This is a genomic window from Aliivibrio thorii (assembly GCF_057368585.1).
Genome location: NZ_CM170655.1, coordinates 1356776 through 1373813, shown reverse-complemented (window position 1 = coordinate 1373813; position 17038 = coordinate 1356776). Strand labels below are relative to the sequence as shown.

Sequence of the window (17038 nt, the reverse complement as noted above, 5' to 3'; positions counted from 1 at the left end):
AGAGAAACAGCTTTCCAGATTATTATATTTCCCTTGCTATTAGTAGCGCTGGAATAAAGTTTGATAGCAAGGCAATTTGTGATTCGAATGAGTGAATTTACTTCTGTAAATGAGCGAATGAGAGAATAAATTAACGCAGCTAGCGAGCTTTATAACAAGCGGGAGATATAGACAGAATTTGCTTGGCGACCATAGCATTATGGACCCACCTGATCCCATACCGAACTCAGAAGTGAAACGTAATAGCGCCGATGGTAGTGTGGGGTCTCCCCATGTGAGAGTAGGACATTGCCAGGCTTGAATTTAATTTTACTTTTGTAAAGTAAAATAAGACAAAGTTAAGTCATTAAAATAACTACAGGGGTGTAGCTCCAACTGGCAGAGCAGCGGATTCCAAATCCGCGTGTTGGGAGTTCGAATCTCTCCACCCCTGCCATATTAAAGAAGGCTCATATCAAAAGATATGGGCCTTTTTGCTATTTATTACATGGGAAATAGCCATGAACTCTTCTTCTATAAGAAATGCTATATCGAAAACGACGAGCTTTTTCTTTTCAAATGCCGTTAATTTGTTAGAATATCGCGCATATTTAAAGGAGAGTAATACAATGTCAATGTATGTAGTGGGCCATAAAATCCCAGATTCAGATTCAATTTGTGGTGCAATCGCACTTGCTTACTTAAAAAATCAAATTGGCGAAGCTGCTATTCCAGCTCGTCTAGGTGAACTTTCTCCTGAAACAGCATTCATCCTTGATAAGTTTGGTTTAGAGTCTCCAGAGTTTAAAACTAGCTATGCTGGTGAAGAAGTTTATATTGTTGACCATTCTGAGTTAACTCAAGCACCAGATGATATTGCAGAAGCTACAATTGTAGGTATCGTAGACCACCATAAACTAGGTGATTTGACGACTTCAACACCACTAGAATGTTGGATCCGTCCTGTTGGTTGTAGTAATACAATTATTAAGATGATGTACGATTTCTATAATGTTGAAATTCCTCAAAATATTGCTAGCATTATGCTATGTGCAATCCTAAGTGATACTGTGATTTTCAAATCACCAACATGTACAACTGCTGATATTAAATGTGTTGAAGCACTAGCAGAGATCGCTGGTATTGAAGACTTTAAAGCATTAGGCATGGAAATGTTTAAAGTGAAATCAGCAGTTGAAGGTACGGCGGTGCGTGATCTTGTTATGCGTGATTTTAAAGACTTTAATATGAATGGTGAGCTTGTTGGTATTGGCCAACTTGAAGTTATCGATCTTTCTGTATTTGATGAGATTAAAGCTGATTTAGAAGCGGATATCGCAGCAATGAAAGTGGAAGGAAATCGTCATACTATGATTTTGCTTTTAACTGACATCATGAAAGAAGGCTCAGAGCTACTTGTTATTAGTGATAACTCAGACTTGACTGAGAAAGCTTACGGTAAAGCAACTGTGAATGGCCGAGTTTGGCTTGATGGTGTTCTTAGCCGTAAAAAGCAAGTTGTTCCTCAACTACAAGAAGTTTTTGCTTAATTGTAGTTATATATAAGCAACTAGTTAAAAAAGCCCGTACAGATGTATGGGCTTTTTGTAAGGGCTAAATAACAGCTTCGCTCTGAGGGGTTGTTACAAGAACCCAGACTCCATCTTTTTTGACAACTCCGCAATCTGAGCAGATCACTGTTTTTTGATTCTCTGAAATGAGCAATTCATCAGAAAGGCAGTTTGGACATTCATTAATTTCATTCATGTCATATTCCTTAATCGGCAGTATACGATGTCTATTATCTCTTTATTATTTTATATTCAATACTAATCGAACTACTGATTTTACGTGGTTTAATTAGTGAGACAACCATAAATATATTACAAGAAACATGACGTATTGTTTGAGGGAAAGTTTAGTTTTGTGAACTGACAGCAAAGATTTACTGCCAGTAATAGAAAGGATCTATCTGAAAAGGGTAGATTGTTTTTAACGTGGAATTTTTAGTCTTAGAGTTCGTTTTTTCCAACTTCTAACAACGGAGTATCGCCAAAGTCCACGAATACCAAAATAGCCAATAAGAGCAGAAACAACGGCACAAATAGCACAACCCAGTAGAAACGGAGGGCCAATCGTTGACATTTGAGAACCAATGAATTCCCATGATAATTCAAAATGGAAATGTTGAGTGGGTGTTGATAATACCCAAGCACCAATTTTGTACGCGCCATAAAATAAAACGGGCATAGTAACTGGGTTACTTACCCAGACTAATGCAATAGATAATGGTAGATTTACACTGCATAAAATGGCTAATCCAGCAGCCATAATCATTTGACTAGGTAGAGGGACAAACGCCATAAATAAACCGACAGCAAACGCGCCAGCTGCAGAGCGGCGGTTCAAACACCATAGGTTTGGGTTATACAATACATTGCCGAATACTTTTAATGCTTTTTGGCGTTTAATTGTCTCGTGGTTTGGTAAAAAACGTTTAATGAATTTTCTTGGCATGAGTTAATGCTTCTTTTTAATGACATACGTATAAAGCTCGTAGTCGTAATTCTTATTCTTTTGTCGTCAGCCTACTGGCCAACAAACCTGCCGTTGTTTGCATTTTTACTGTGTTTTTTGAGTTACTTAGTAACACTAAAATTTTCCCAAGCTAAATTAATACAAGGCATCCTGCTGGGATTAATCATCACATCCTCACACATAACTTACTATAAAAATATAAACAAACTACTTTATAGTCAGGGGCATGATATTACCATCAAAGGTGAAATTCAAAGTCTAATTGCATTTAAAGAAAGAACATCTTCAATTTTAGTGCAAGTTCGTGATATTGACACTTATCCTATTAAGTTTTATCAATCCCCCTTACTGAGGCTCTCAATTAGAGATTTTAAAAAGTCCTTGAAAAAAGAAATCCCCAAAGCCCTTTTTAAACAAGGTGAATTATGGGAATTTACTGTCAAACTAAGACCCCCAATAGGTAGGCATAATGAAGTAGGGTATAAGCTTGAGGATTATGCTTTAGCTAAAGGAATTCATTCATATGGTAAAATTACTAGTGCAACATTAATTAATAATAGTCCTTCAATAAGAAGTCAGTGGTTTCTTAATGTTTATAATCGCACCTTAGAACAAGAATTCCAGTCATTACTTTTAGCATTAACATTTGGTTATAAAGGAGATATAGAGACGACTGAATGGAGGATTTTAAGGAATTCAGGTTTAGCTCATTTGATGGCTATTTCTGGTCTTCATATCGGTTTTGTTTTTGCTATTGGTTGGTGGTTAGGAAAGATGACTAGAGGTCTTTCTCCTCACCGAATTACCATTTGGCTTCCTGTTCTTATCGGTTGTTTACTTGCTACTTTTTATGCATGGCTTGCTGATTTTTCATTACCTACTATAAGAGCATTAATTGCTTGTCTTTTAGTTTCATCAGTTTTAATTTTTCGTTGGAAATGGCCTAAGCACTTACTGTTTTTATGGTGCTTGTTGCTATGTCTTATTATTAATCCTTTTTCAGCTCTGTCTATGAGCTTTTGGCTTTCGTTTGGTGCGGTGTCTGTGGTTTTTTTATCATTATATTTTTATCAATTATTCTTCAATGATAACTCACGTTCATTTATAGAAAAGCTGCGTCAGATACTATTTATTCAATGTGGACTCTTTGTGTTATTAACACCAATACAAGCATATTTTTTCTCCGGTGTTAGTGCTTTATCTCCATTCATTAATCTAATTTCTGTTCCTTGGGTTAGTTTGTTCACCGTTCCTTTAAGTTTATTTTCTGTGATAACAGAGCAGGTTAGTTATACTATTTCAGCATTATCTTGGTATTTAGCTAATTTATCATTAATACCTATATGGTGGCTGGCAGAGAAAGCTGAGCGGTCATGGTTTATCTTACCTAACGACTTTAATATTCTTTTTATTACAATCATTATATTGGTTGGTCTAAGGACTATTTTTCCGTTAAAGTTTTTCTTTCAGCCGCTTATATTTTTATTTATTTTTTCAGCCTTAATTAAACCAGAAAAAAAGTGGCAAATTGATTTTCTCGATGTTGGTCATGGGCTATCGGTTTTGTTATCAAAAGGAGAACATATAGTTATTTATGATACAGGTATGAAGTGGAACAATGGCAGTATTGCTGAAAGTGTTATTGGGCCGATTTTGTATTCTCGTGGAGTTAAGACAATAAATGGCTTAATTGTCAGCCATTCAGATAATGATCATTCAGGGGGAAAAGAATACTTAATTGATGAGTTTACTCCTACATGGGTTAGAACAAGCGAAAAAATGATAAGAAGTAAAAGCTGCATTAAAGGTGAGCAATGGCAGGAAGGAAATATGTTGTTTACCGCGATCTGGCCTCCAAAGAGAGTCAAGAGAGCTTATAATCCTCATTCATGTGTAATTAAAGTTAAGATTGAGCAATGGACCTTTTTATTAACTGGTGACATTGATGCTATCTCAGAGATGTTGATATTAAATCAAAATAACTTTGATGATGTGGATGTTTTTCTTGTACCTCATCATGGTTCTAATAGCTCTTCAACAATTCGTTGGACAAAAGAGATGAAAGGGAAGATTGCAGTTGTGTCTACAGGGCGGTTTACCCCTTGGAATTTACCGAGCAAAACAATACAAGAACGATATGAAGAGAAAGACATAAAATGGTTAGATACTGCTCAATTAGGGCAGATCAGTATTACAAGTGATCAAGGTAATTTAGTGATTAAAGGTTATTCATTGCTCAATCACAATGTCTGGTACAGAAAGCTATTTGGCGATAATCTAAATTCAGAGTAGAATAAAGGTAATTGTATATGAAGAATAAGTACTTATGACTATTGAAAAAGACGAATCTACATGGGTAACATTTAAACGTTTATGGCCATTAATTTCTCTTTATAAGGCCGGGCTATGGATAGCTATCGTTGCTCTGGTTGTTAATGCCTTAAGTGACACCTACATGATTTCGTTATTAAAACCATTATTAGATGAAGGTTTTGGTAGCGCAGATTCAGACTTCCTAAAGAAGATGCCATTTATTATTTTAGCTATGATGTTTATTCGTGGCCTTAGTGGTTTTATCTCTGGTTATTGCATGAGTTGGGTCGCGAGTAACGTAGTAATGCGAATTCGCCGTCAAATATTTAATCATTTTATGCACATGCCAGTAAGTTACTTTGATCAAGAATCTACAGGCCGCTTGTTATCGCGTATCACCTATGATTCAGAACAAGTCGCTTCTGCAACCAGTAAAGCATTAGTTAATATTGTCAGAGAGTCGGCAAGCATTATTGGTTTACTTGGTTTGATGTTCTGGAACAGCTGGCAACTATCTTTAGTGCTTATTGTGGTTGCTCCTGTAGTTGCTTTTGCTATTAGTTTTGTATCTAAACGTTTTAGAAAGATAAGTAAGAGCATGCAAACAGCGATGGGCTCATTAACGGCAACGTCTGAGCAAATGCTTAAGGGGCATAAAGTAGTTCTTAGCTATGGCGGTCAAAAAATTGAATCAGAGCGTTTTGATAACATTAGTAACCACATGCGTCAGCAAGGCATGAAAATGGTGGTTGCTCAAGGTTTAGCAAATCCTATTATTCAAATGATCGCTTCTTTAGCATTAGTAACAGTACTATTTTTAGCCAGTGTTGACTCGATTAAAGAGACATTAACACCAGGTACGTTTACGGTTGTTTTCTCTGCTATGTTTGGCTTACTTCGCCCATTAAAATCGCTAACTGGTGTTACGTCTGACTTCCAACGCGGTATGGCTGCGTGTCAAACTTTATTCGAATTAATGGATATGGATAAAGAAAAAGACGATGGCGTGATCGCTAAAGAAAAAGTTGATGGTGAAATTAAAGTTGAAAATGTAACGTTTACTTACCCAACGGCGGAAGGTCCAGCGTTACGAAATGTCAGTTTTGATATCCCAAGTGGAAAGACAGTTGCATTAGTTGGTCGTTCAGGCTCAGGTAAAAGTACTATTGCGAATTTATTTACCCGTTTCTACGATGTTGACTCAGGTTCAATATCGTTAGATGGCGATAAAGTTGAAGATTATAAACTTCCTAACCTTCGTAAACACTTTGCGTTAGTATCTCAAAATGTACATTTATTTAATGACACGGTAGCAAACAATATTTCTTATGCTTCAGAGGGTAAGTTTACGCGCGAAGAAATAGAAAAAGCGGCTGAACTTGCTTATGCCTCTGATTTTATTAATAAGATGGAGCAGGGCTTTGACACCATGATTGGTGAAAACGGCGCAAGTTTATCAGGCGGACAACGTCAACGTATCGCTATTGCTCGTGCTCTATTGCAAAATGCATCTGTATTGATTCTTGATGAAGCAACATCGGCATTGGATACAGAATCAGAAAAAGCGATCCAATCAGCATTGGATGAGCTGCAAAAAGACAAAACGGTATTAGTCATTGCACACCGTTTATCAACTATTGAAGGCGCAGATCAAATTCTAGTTATTGATGAAGGTGAAGTGGTTGAGCGTGGAACACATGCTCAACTAATTGATCATGATGGTGCTTATGCACAGTTACATCGCATTCAGTTTGGTGATTAATGGTTGAGAAAATTTGGTTTGATAATCATATTTTAGGAAAGCTTTTATGGCCAATATTATGGCCACTAAGTTGCTTATTTAAATGGTTGGCTTCGAAACGAAAAGCGGATTATCAATCGGGTAAGAAAGTAAGCTATCGAGCTTCTGTTCCTGTTGTCGTTGTCGGAAATATTACCGCGGGGGGGAATGGTAAAACTCCTGTTGTTGTATGGTTAGTTGAACAACTTCAACTGAAAGGGTACAGAGTTGGTGTTGCCTCTCGTGGTTATGGTGGTAAAGCACCGTATTATCCTTACTTACTGACTGAAACGACAACACCGGATATTTCAGGTGATGAACCCGTATTGATAAAACAACGCACCAAAGCGGATGTTGTGGTTGCCCCTGTGCGAAGTGATGCCGTTAAAGTGCTTGAATCGCAAGGTGTTGATATAATTATTACCGATGATGGTTTGCAACACTATGCGTTACAGCGTAACGTTGAGTTCATTATCATTGATGGAAAACGTCGTTTTGGTAATGGGAAGTACATTCCATTAGGACCATTAAGAGAGGGGGTAGATCGTTTATCAACGGTTGATTTCTTAATTTGTAATGGAGAGCGCCCAAAAGATAATGAAATATCAATGCGGCTTGAACCAAGTAATGCGATTAATTTAGTTACGGGTGAAAAACGTGATATTTCTTCTTTATCAAATTTGGTTGCATTTGCGGGTATTGGTCATCCTCCACGCTTTTTTGAGACGTTAAAATCACTAAAAGCAGATGTTGTTTATACTCAAGCCTTTGGTGATCATAAAGCGTTTGAACCAACAGAAATTGAAAATTTAATGCAGTATGGCGAGCAATTAATTATGACAGAGAAAGATGCAGTTAAGTGTCAGTCCTTTGCTCAGTCGTCATGGTGGTATTTACCTGTTGATGCTAAATTCCCAGAAGAAAAAGCACAACAAATATTAGATAAAATTATAGAGGTAAAAGAACAATATGGATTATCGTCTTCTTGAAATCGTTGCTTGTCCTGTGTGTAATGGAAAACTGAACTACGATAAAGATAAGCAAGAATTGATCTGTAAAATTGATCGTCTTGCATACCCAATTAAAGAAGGTATTCCAGTAATGCTTGAGCCTGAAGCTCGTCGTATGACAATGGAAGAGGTAGAGCTATGTCGTTCACAGTTATAATTCCTGCTCGTTACCAATCAACGCGCTTACCAGGTAAGCCATTGGCTGATATTTGTGGTAAGCCGATGATTCAATGGGTTTATGAGCAAGCATCAAAAGCGGGAGCTGACCGTGTTATCGTAGCAACAGATGATCCTCGTATTGAAGCTGTGGTTAAAGGCTTTGGTGGTGATGTATGCATTACTTCCCCTGCTCATGAATCAGGTACAGAACGTCTAGCTGAAGTTATTGAGAAATGTGGGATTACGGCAGATGAAATTGTTGTAAATGTACAAGGTGATGAACCTCTTATTCCACCGAGTATTATTCAACAAGTCGCACAAAACCTATCAGGTTCGGTGGCACCAATGGCAACATTGGCCGTTACCATTGATGAAGAAGATGAAGTGTTTAATCCGAATGCAGTTAAAGTAGTCACCGATGCTGAAGGTTATGCATTGTACTTTAGCCGAGCTTCTATCCCATGGGATCGTGATGCGTTTGCAAAAGGTGAGGTGCTAACAGCACACCCATTACTTCGTCATATTGGTATCTATGCGTACCGTGCTGGTTTCATTAATACGTATATTAATTGGCAACCAAGTGTACTTGAAAAAATAGAATGCTTAGAGCAACTGAGAGTGCTTTGGTATGGTGAAAAAATTCATGTAGCAGTGGCAAAAGAAGCGCCGGCAGCAGGGGTTGATACACCAGAAGATTTAGAAAAAGTGAGATCTATCATTTTAAGTAATACTGATTTGGATAAGTAATTGTAATTATCCTAAGTAAGTAAAAATGATCAGATACTTATCGATACGTACAAAAAAGCACGAGCCTAATTTTGGTTCGTGCTTTTTTATTATCAATAGTTTAAAGCTGCTATTTGTTTTTCGGTAATGGTAGAGATTTTGTTATATCATCTACTTTATCCATAACGTCTTCAAACTCAATTTTGTTTGTTTCTTGTGCTTGTTCTTCTCTTGCCATTAAAAGATTTTTAAGATCCATAAACCAACGTCCCATTTGTTCATACCAAAAGCGTTCAGATTGCTCTAAATATTTCGCTTTAGGTGCATATTTCTCCCAAGGTTGTTTTATTTGAGAGTGTGCTAAATAATTAGTTGGTGCAGGAGTAGGGGCTAACCCTAAATTATGGAACTCAGCCATTGCTCTTGGCATATGACTAGCAGAAGTAACAAGAACTAAATTACTTTTACCAACGGAATTAAGCGTTTGAATCGCTTCTTCATGTGTATCTTGCGCACTTTCTAATAATAGAATATCTGATTTATTAACACCAAGAGACAGTGCAACGCGTGCCATCATACGAGCATGGCTAACGGTTGTTCCACCCTTGTAGCCTGACAAAATCAATTTTGCACCAGGGTACATTCGATAAATACGGATCCCTTCCGTTAAGCGCATAACGGCGGCGCGTGATAATTCAGAAATTGGTGATATTTCATCATCAACAACATGCCCATTGCCAAGAACAAGTACGTATTCAACAGGTATATCTGGTGCGATGAAAGAAGGATACATGCGTTCTGTTGATTTTAATAGAGGGGCAGTGATTGGCTGAAAAGACAGCATGAAAATACCCACAAGAGAAAATGTTAGTAAAAAAGAGGCAAATCCTTTCCTTTTTGAAAACCATAAAATGAATAAACCGATGAACCCAATTAGGAGTAATCCAGGTAAGGGCATCAGCATTGATGATATAAACTTCTTTAACTCAAACATATTTTTTGACTATTACCGCTGATATAGAATGAAAAACCACCACTTGAGAGCAAAAAACAGCGTCATGCTGTTACTTCCTTTAACTCTTATGCGACAATGCTTGTTTCCAATAGATAATATCATAACTTAACCACTGTGAATAAAGACCGTAATTTCGACGACATCGCCCACAAATTTGCTAAGAACATTTATGGTTCTGACAAAGGCGAGATCCGTCAAACTATTGTATGGCAAGATATGGAAACCATCTTAGCTGATAGTAAAGCAAGTTCTGCGCCACTTACTGTATTAGATGCAGGAGGAGGAATTGGCCAAGTATCTCAACAAATTGCTCAATTGGGGCATTTTGTTACTTTATGTGATATTTCTTCAGAAATGCTGAAGTTAGCGAAAGAGTCAGTGAAAGACAATGGTTTACTGTCTCAATATCAGTTTATTCACTCTGCTGTACAACAAATTGAACAGCATGAAGTAGGTAAAGTTGATATTCTACTCTTTCATGCTGTAATGGAATGGTTAGAAGATCCGAAAGCGGCATTGGATATTTTATTAGAACAAGTGAAACCGGGTGGGTATGCTTCGATTATGTTTTATAATCACCACGGTTTAGTATTGAAAAATGTGATTTGTGGCAATATTCCTCATGTTTTAGATGGCATGCCACATAGAAAACGGTTTAAGTTACAACCACAAAAAGGCTTAATGCCTAATGAGGTTTACCAGTGGGTTGAAGACGCTGGTTATGAAATTAAAGGAAAATCGGGTATTCGCTCATTTCATGATTACATCGGTAATATGGAATACATGGGGGACTACCAAATCGAAGACGTGCTAAAACTAGAAGAGCAGTTATGCCGTCAAGAACCTTATCTCTCTCTTGGTCGTTATATTCACGTATGGGCGAAGAGAAAATAATAATGATGTACACAAAGGATACACAATGAGTGAGTTTTCTAATGCTGTTACAGACCAAACGGTTGATGAACTGGTTGGCTGGGTAAAACAGCACGATTTCTCATTGAACTTGCCGACTGAACGTCTGGCATTTTTGTTGGCCATTGCTGTTCTCAGTAATGAAAGATTTGATGATGAGCTGGGTGAAGGGGAACTTCACGATGCGTTTGGTATCATCAGTGGTTTATTTGGTCAATCCAATGACACCATCGCTTTTCGTGCGAACAATGCAATCAATGAATTAGTAAAACAACGTTTAATTAGCCGTTTTAGTGGTGAAAGTACTGATGGAATGAATATCTATCGTCTCACACCATTAGCGATTGGTATTACCGATTACTACGTGCGCCACCGCCAATTCTCTAAATTGAAGCTTTCTATTCAGTTGGCGATGGTTGCAGAAGAAATCCAAAAGGCATCGCAAGCGGCTGAAAAAGGTGGCGAAGCGAAGCACTGGCGTAAAAACGTATTTGGTGTTCTGAAGTATTCCGTTGGAGAGATTTTTGATCGTATCGATCTAAACCAACGTGTAATGGATGAACAGCAACAATCGGTTAAAGAAGAAATTGCAGAGCTGCTAAACCAAAACTGGCGTGAAGCGATTTCTAGCTGTGAAAAACTGCTTGATGAAACGTCTGGTAACTTACGTGAATTACAAGATTCATTGCAAGCGGCGGGCGATCAACTTCAAACGGAGTTACTGAATATTCAAGAAATTGTTTATGGTAATGAAGAGTTAGAGTTTATTGATGCCTTGCTGTATTCATTGCAAATGAAACTTGACCGCATTGTAAGTTGGGGGCAACAAGCGATTGATTTATGGATTGGCTACGACAGACACGTACATAAATTTATCCGTACTGCGATTGATATGGATAAAAACCGTGCGTTCAGTCAACGTTTGCGTGATTCAGTTAAAGGCTATTTTGATGCGCCTTGGTTGTTAACGTATGCCGATACAGAACGATTACGAGATATGCGTGATGAAGCCTTAATCCTGCGTGACGACGAAGTTACCGGTATTGTTCCAGATGAAATGGAATACGAAGAATTAAGTGTAATCACAGATATCTTAGCAGAACAAGTGAGTGAAATGCTTCAGCGTCATAAAGCGACGGGTGAAGCGATGGAATTAGGTACAATGCTTAAAAACTATCTAACGACTTATCCTCATTCTCAGCACTTTGATCTTGCCCGTATCGTGGTAGATCAAGCAGTGCGTCTCGGTTATTCAGAAGCCGATTTCCAAGCCGTTCAACCTGATTGGCAATCTATTAACGAATTCGGTGCGAAGGTACAAGCAAATGTCATTAACAAATATTGAAGAATTCATGCCTGAGAAGTTAGCAAAAGCGATTGCTAATCCATTATTCCCAGCATTAGACAGTTTATTGCGTTCTGGTCGCCATATTGCCAGCGAAGATTTAGATAACCATGGTTTATTGTGTGAGTTTGAACATGAGCTTGGTATGTTTTACCAACGTTATCATGCTGAATTAGTAAAAGCGCCAGAAGGTTTCTTTTACTTACGTCCGCGATCTACCTCTTTCATTGCACGTAGTGTATTGGCTGAGATAGACATGTTGGTTGGTAAAGTACTGTGTTTCTTATACCTAAGCCCGGAGCGTTTGGCTCACGAAGGTATTTTTACTAATCAAGAGTTGTTTGATGAGCTATTAGTGTTAGCTGATGAACAAAAGCTAATGAAGTTAGTGACTAACCGTGCATCTGGTTCTGATTTAGATAAAGAAAAACTGTTTGATAAAGTTCGTACCTCGCTACGTCGTTTAAAGCGTTTAGGTATGATTATTCAAGTGGGTGAGCAAGGTAAATTCCGTATTAGTGAAGCGGTTTTCCGTTTTGGTGCCGATGTACGTACAAGCGATGACATGAAAGAAGCGCAATTACGTTTAATCCGTGATGGTGAAGCGGTAGTTGTTCATCAAGAAGAAGCAAGCCAATCTAGTTTGGATCTTGATATAGATAACAACGAAAAACCGGCTGAAGAGCAACATGAATTAGAATTGGAAGGTGATCTATGAGTATGATTGAACGTGGTAAATATCAATCACTCACCATGGTTAACTGGAACGGCTTTTTTGCCCGTACTTTTGACATTGATAATCTAGTAACCACACTTTCTGGTGGTAACGGTGCTGGTAAGTCGACCACAATGGCGGCGTTTATTACTACGCTTATTCCTGACCAGTCACTACTGCATTTCCGTAACACAACAGAAGCGGGCAGCTCTCAAGCTTCTCGTGACAAAGGTCTGCACGGTAAATTAAAACCGGGTGCATGTTATGCAGCCCTAGATATTGTTAACTCTCGTAAGCAACGTGTACTTTTTGCGGTTAAATTACAGCAAGTAGCAGGTCGTGATAAGAAAGTTGATATTAAACCATTCATCGTTGTTGGTTTACCAAGTCATGTAAAACCAACAGACTTAATGATTGAATCGGTTTCTGAAAATCAAGCTCGTGTTCGTCAAATCAATGACGTAAAAGAGATTGTTTCACAGTACGAAGGTGTTCAATTTAAAGCGTTTAATTCTGTAACGGATTATCACGCTCAAATGTTTGATTACGGTGTATTACCGAAGAAACTTCGTAACACAAGCGATCGTTCTAAGTTCTATCGTTTAATCGAAGCTTCTTTATACGGTGGTATTTCAAGTGCGATCACGCGTTCTTTACGTGATTACTTATTGCCACAAAATGGTGGTGTTAAGAAAGCCTTCCAAGATATGGAAGCGGCACTGCGTGAAAACCGTATGACATTAGAAGCGATTAAGACGACTCAGTCTGATCGTGATCTATTCAAGCATCTCATCACAGAATCAACGAACTATGTTGCTTCAGATTACATGCGTCATGCGAATGATCGCCGTAATAAAGTAGAACAAACATTAACGCACCGTGTTGAGTTAATGAATGCACAACACAGCTTAGTGGATCTGTCGTCTGTATTAAACAATATGCAGAGTGAATTAGAGCAGCTTACTGAATCAGAGTCAGGCCTTGAGCAAGATTACCAAGCAGCGTCAGATCATCTTCAATTAGTACAAACTGCGGTTCGTCAACAAGAGAAGATTGAACGTTACTCTGAAGATCTAGAAGAGCTAACAGAGCGTCTAGAAGAGCAAGTGATGGTGGTGGAAGAAGCCACTGAACAACTTGCCATGGCTGAAGAGCAAGCGCTATTAACAGAAGAAGAAGTTGATAGCCTTAAAACGCAACTTGCTGATTACCAACAAGCGTTGGACATGCAACAAACTCGTGCGCTTCAATACCAACAAGCGGTTAAAGCTCTTGAAAAAGCACAGCAATTAACAGCAAATAACTCATTAACTCAAGATAATGCAGTTGATCTTCAAGGTGAATTAAAAGCAAAAGAAGAGCTTCAAACCACAGCATTACTAGCGATTAAACATAAGTTGGATCTTTCTTCTGCGGCTGTTCAACAATTTGAACGTGGCTTAGCATTAGTTACCTCAATTGCAGGTCATGTTGAGCGAAATGAAGCGTCAGATAAAGCGAAGGCCTTAATTGAACAAGCGCGTCAGTTCAGCAATATTGCAGAGCGTGCAGAGCAGCTTAAAGCGCAATACAAAGATTTAGAACGTGCCGTGCGTTTACAGCGTCAAGCTCAAGAATTAGCGGCTGAATATGCAAAACGTTTTAATATCACTGTGGATTCTGAAATCGTACTTGAAGAAGAACAAGCTCGTCATGAAGAGATGCTTGAAACCGTTCAAGAACAACAAGAAAATATCATTGATAAGCGCTCAGAGCTAAAACGTCAAGAACAGCAACTTCGTTCTGAAACTCAGCGTTTAGAATCGATCGCTCCGAAATGGATTGCAGCAAACGATGCATTAAACAAACTTAATGACCAATGTGGTATTGAGTTAGAAGATAGCCATATGGTTATCAGCAAGATGCAAGAAACGCTAGAAAATGAACGTGTACTTTCAACTAATAAAGATCGTCTTGCTGCTCGTAAAGAAGAGTTAGATGGTGAGATTGAACGTTTAGCGGCTCCTGGTGGTAGTGGTGATGCTCGCCTTAAAGGTCTTGCGGATACATTAGGTGGGGTACTGCTTTCTGAAATTTACGATGATATTACGTTAAGTGATGCACCGTATTTCAGCTCGCTTTACGGTCCAGCTCGTCATGCTATCGTTGTTTCTGACTTGTCTGGTATTAAAGATAAATTGGTTGATCTTGATGATTGTCCTGATGATCTTTACATCATTGAAGGTGATATTGACGCGTTTGATGATAGCGTATTTGATGCCGATGAAATGGAGAATGCGGTTTGTGTTCACCTAAATGATCGCCAAATGCGTTACTCTCGTTTCCCTGAGTTACCATTATTTGGTCGTGCTGCTCGTGAACAACGTTTAGATACATTACGTGAAGAGCGTGAAATTGCGGTTGAAGAGCATGCAAAAGCGGCATTTGATTCACAAAAACTTCAACGCCTATACCAAAGCTTTAATGGTTTCGTATCAACACACCTAGCAGTCGCGTTCGATGCCGATCCAGAAGTTGAATTGAAGAAAGCACGTGAGCAATTATCACAAGCGAATCGTCAATTAAATGAATTGGTCGCGACTGAGCAGCAACAGAAATCTCAAATTTTAGCGTCAAAAGAGGCCCTGTCTCAATTAGCTAAAATTGCACCCCATATCAATGTGCTTGAAGATGAAACCATCACAGAGCGTTTCGAAGAGATCAGTGTTCAAGTTGAGCAAGTATCAGAAGCAGAAAGTTTCCTACGTCAAAATGGTAAAGCCATTGCTGAGTTAGAGAGCTTGCAACGTGCTCTAGAAGTGGATCCTGAGCAATTTGATGCACTAAAAGCTGAACATGAACAAATTGATGCTCAGCTACAAAGCATTAAAGCTCAACTGTTTGCTATTTCTGATTTAGTAGAGCGTCGCCATCACTTCGGTTATGAAGATGCAGTTGCCTTACTTAATAAGAGCAGTGAACTAAACGAACAACTTAAAGCGAAATTAGTACAAGCAGAACAAGCGCGTACTAAAGCGAAAGAGCAACAAAAGCAATCACAAGCTCAAGCAAACCAATACAACCAAGTTATGGCGTCGCTTAAGAGTTCACATCAAGCAAAACAAGAAACGGTTCAAGAGTTTAAGCGTGAACTGCAAGAGTTTGGTGTTCATGCAGACCAAAGCGCACTAGAACGTGCTGAAGTTCGTAAGGGTGAATTGAACGAGCGTCTACACAGTTCTCGTGGCCGTAAGAGTGAGCTAGAAAAAGGCATCACATCAAACGAGCTTGAGATTAAAGGTTTAGTTAAACAATCTCGTAAAGTTGAAAAACTGTACAAAGAGCTACGTACTTTTGTGGTTAACGCAAAAGCAGGTTGGTGTTCAGTTCTACGTTTAGCTCGTGAAAATGATGTTGAACGTCGTTTACATAAACGTGAATTAGCCTACTTAAGTGCAGAAGAATTGCGTTCAATGTCGGATAAATCATTAGGTGCGCTTCGTTTAGCAGTTGCAGATAATGAAGACCTACGTGATTCATTACGTGCTTCTGAAGACACAAGTAAGCCAGAGCGTAAGGTTCTATTCTACATTGCGGTTTATCAGCATCTTCGTGAGCGTATTCGTCAAGATATTATTCATACTGATGATCCAGTTGAAGCAATTGAAGAGATGGAAACTGAGCTTGGTCGTCTGACTGAAGAGCTGACGTCTCGTGAAAACCGTTTAGCGTTGAGCTCTGAAAGTGTTGCGAACATTATTCGTAAGACCATTCAGCGTGAGCAAAACCGTATTCGTATGCTGAACCAAGGTTTATCACAAATTGGTTTTGGTCAAGTAACGGGTGTTCGTCTAAATGTAGGTATTCGTGAAACTCACGCAACGCTACTAGCGGGTCTGTCTGAGCATCAAGCACAGCATCAAGACTTGTTTGGTAATCCTCGCTTTACGTTCTCAGAAGCAATTGCGAAACTGTTCCAACGAATTAACCCACATATCGATGTTGGCCAACGTTCACCACAAACACTAGGTGAAGAGTTACTGGATTACCGTAACTACTTAGAGCTAAACATTGAAGTAAACCGTGGATCTGATGGTTGGTTACAAGCAGAGTCGGGCGCATTATCAACAGGTGAGGCGATTGGTACGGGTCAGGCGATCCTACTAATGGTTATCCAAAGCTGGGAAGATGAATCTCGTCGCCTTCGTAGCAAAGACATTATGCCTTGTCGTCTACTGTTCTTGGATGAAGCGGCACGTCTGGATGGTAAATCTATCGCGACGTTATTTGAATTGTGTGACCGTCTGGACATGCAGCTTCTTATCGCAGCACCAGAGAACATCAGCCCAGAGAAAGGAACGACTTATAAACTAGTCCGTAAGATTTTTAAAGATCGTGAGCACGTTCATGTGGTGGGCCTAAAAGGTTTTGGACAAGATACAGCAGCAAGCAGAACTCAACAAACGCTAGAAGAAGCAGAGATTGCTGAATAGTGAGTTAAGTTTGTAAATAAAATGGCAGCCAGAAATGGCTGCCATTTTTTTGGAAAGATAATTGCATAGCTTCT

The 17038-nt window shown here is 38.8% G+C and carries 13 protein-coding genes, 1 tRNA gene and 1 rRNA gene; 12 read left to right on the top strand and 3 right to left on the bottom strand.

The window, feature by feature from the left end; translation table 11 throughout:
• Nucleotides 1–181 precede the first annotated feature (181 nt).
• From rrf to AC2IP4_RS20355, 3 genes are all read left to right on the top strand, one after another.
• Nucleotides 182–297 (top strand): 5S ribosomal RNA (gene rrf / locus AC2IP4_RS20365).
• A gap of 62 nt (nucleotides 298–359) precedes the next feature.
• Nucleotides 360–436: transfer RNA gene (locus tag AC2IP4_RS20360), tRNA-Trp, on the top strand.
• Nucleotides 437–608: 172 nt separating this feature from the next.
• Nucleotides 609–1529, top strand: a complete 921-nt coding sequence (locus AC2IP4_RS20355; RefSeq protein ID WP_375320457.1) for a manganese-dependent inorganic pyrophosphatase — start codon at nucleotides 609–611, stop codon at nucleotides 1527–1529.
• 64 nt (nucleotides 1530–1593) lie between these two features.
• Here AC2IP4_RS20355 and AC2IP4_RS20350 read toward each other — a convergent pair whose 3' ends face one another.
• Nucleotides 1594–1746, bottom strand: coding sequence for a TFIIB-type zinc ribbon-containing protein (locus AC2IP4_RS20350; protein ID WP_105056112.1), 153 nt, complete (start codon nucleotides 1744–1746; stop codon nucleotides 1594–1596).
• A gap of 225 nt (nucleotides 1747–1971) precedes the next feature.
• Entirely contained in the window at nucleotides 1972–2496 is a 525-nt protein-coding gene (locus AC2IP4_RS20345; RefSeq protein ID WP_375320458.1) for a DUF2062 domain-containing protein, read from the bottom strand.
• A gap of 6 nt (nucleotides 2497–2502) precedes the next feature.
• Between AC2IP4_RS20345 and AC2IP4_RS20340 the strand changes: the two genes are divergently transcribed.
• From AC2IP4_RS20340 to kdsB, 5 genes are read left to right on the top strand one after another with little or no spacing between them, the layout of a single operon-like run.
• Nucleotides 2503–4809: a DNA internalization-related competence protein ComEC/Rec2 gene (locus AC2IP4_RS20340; RefSeq protein WP_486310959.1), complete on the top strand. Its 2307-nt coding sequence runs from the start codon at nucleotides 2503–2505 to the stop codon at nucleotides 4807–4809.
• A 34-nt stretch (nucleotides 4810–4843) separates the two neighbouring features.
• Nucleotides 4844–6592, top strand: coding sequence for a lipid A ABC transporter ATP-binding protein/permease MsbA (gene msbA, locus AC2IP4_RS20335; RefSeq protein WP_486310958.1), 1749 nt, complete (start codon nucleotides 4844–4846; stop codon nucleotides 6590–6592).
• Nucleotides 6592–7599 carry a tetraacyldisaccharide 4'-kinase gene (gene lpxK, locus AC2IP4_RS20330; RefSeq protein WP_486310957.1) on the top strand — a complete coding sequence of 336 codons (1008 nt, stop codon included), beginning with the start codon at nucleotides 6592–6594 and terminating at the stop codon, nucleotides 7597–7599. Before msbA ends, lpxK begins: the two co-directional genes overlap by 1 nt.
• Nucleotides 7580–7777, top strand: a complete 198-nt coding sequence (locus AC2IP4_RS20325) for a Trm112 family protein (protein WP_105056108.1) — start codon at nucleotides 7580–7582, stop codon at nucleotides 7775–7777. The genes lpxK and AC2IP4_RS20325 overlap by 20 nt, the downstream gene beginning before the upstream one ends.
• Entirely contained in the window at nucleotides 7759–8526 is a 768-nt protein-coding gene (gene kdsB / locus AC2IP4_RS20320) for a 3-deoxy-manno-octulosonate cytidylyltransferase (RefSeq protein WP_486307566.1), read from the top strand. The genes AC2IP4_RS20325 and kdsB overlap by 19 nt, the downstream gene beginning before the upstream one ends.
• A gap of 109 nt (nucleotides 8527–8635) precedes the next feature.
• Here kdsB and elyC read toward each other — a convergent pair whose 3' ends face one another.
• Complete coding sequence (gene elyC / locus AC2IP4_RS20315) at nucleotides 8636–9499, bottom strand: envelope biogenesis factor ElyC (RefSeq protein WP_486310956.1); 864 nt, start codon at nucleotides 9497–9499, stop codon at nucleotides 8636–8638.
• Nucleotides 9500–9634: 135 nt separating this feature from the next.
• On the opposite strand from elyC, the gene cmoM reads away from it, so the two are divergent.
• The 4 genes from cmoM to mukB are packed head-to-tail and all read left to right on the top strand — an operon-like array spanning nucleotide 9635 to nucleotide 16964.
• Nucleotides 9635–10414 carry a tRNA uridine 5-oxyacetic acid(34) methyltransferase CmoM gene (gene cmoM, locus AC2IP4_RS20310; RefSeq protein ID WP_486310955.1) on the top strand — a complete coding sequence of 260 codons (780 nt, stop codon included), beginning with the start codon at nucleotides 9635–9637 and terminating at the stop codon, nucleotides 10412–10414.
• Between the two features lie 25 nt (nucleotides 10415–10439).
• Nucleotides 10440–11777: a chromosome partition protein MukF gene (gene mukF, locus AC2IP4_RS20305; RefSeq protein ID WP_486310954.1), complete on the top strand. Its 1338-nt coding sequence runs from the start codon at nucleotides 10440–10442 to the stop codon at nucleotides 11775–11777.
• Entirely contained in the window at nucleotides 11758–12495 is a 738-nt protein-coding gene (mukE, locus tag AC2IP4_RS20300; RefSeq protein WP_486310953.1) for a chromosome partition protein MukE, read from the top strand. The genes mukF and mukE overlap by 20 nt, the downstream gene beginning before the upstream one ends.
• On the top strand, nucleotides 12492–16964 hold the full coding sequence (gene mukB / locus AC2IP4_RS20295; protein ID WP_486310952.1) for a chromosome partition protein MukB: 4473 nt from the start codon (nucleotides 12492–12494) through the stop codon (nucleotides 16962–16964). The genes mukE and mukB overlap by 4 nt, the downstream gene beginning before the upstream one ends.
• Nucleotides 16965–17038: the final 74 nt, after the last annotated feature.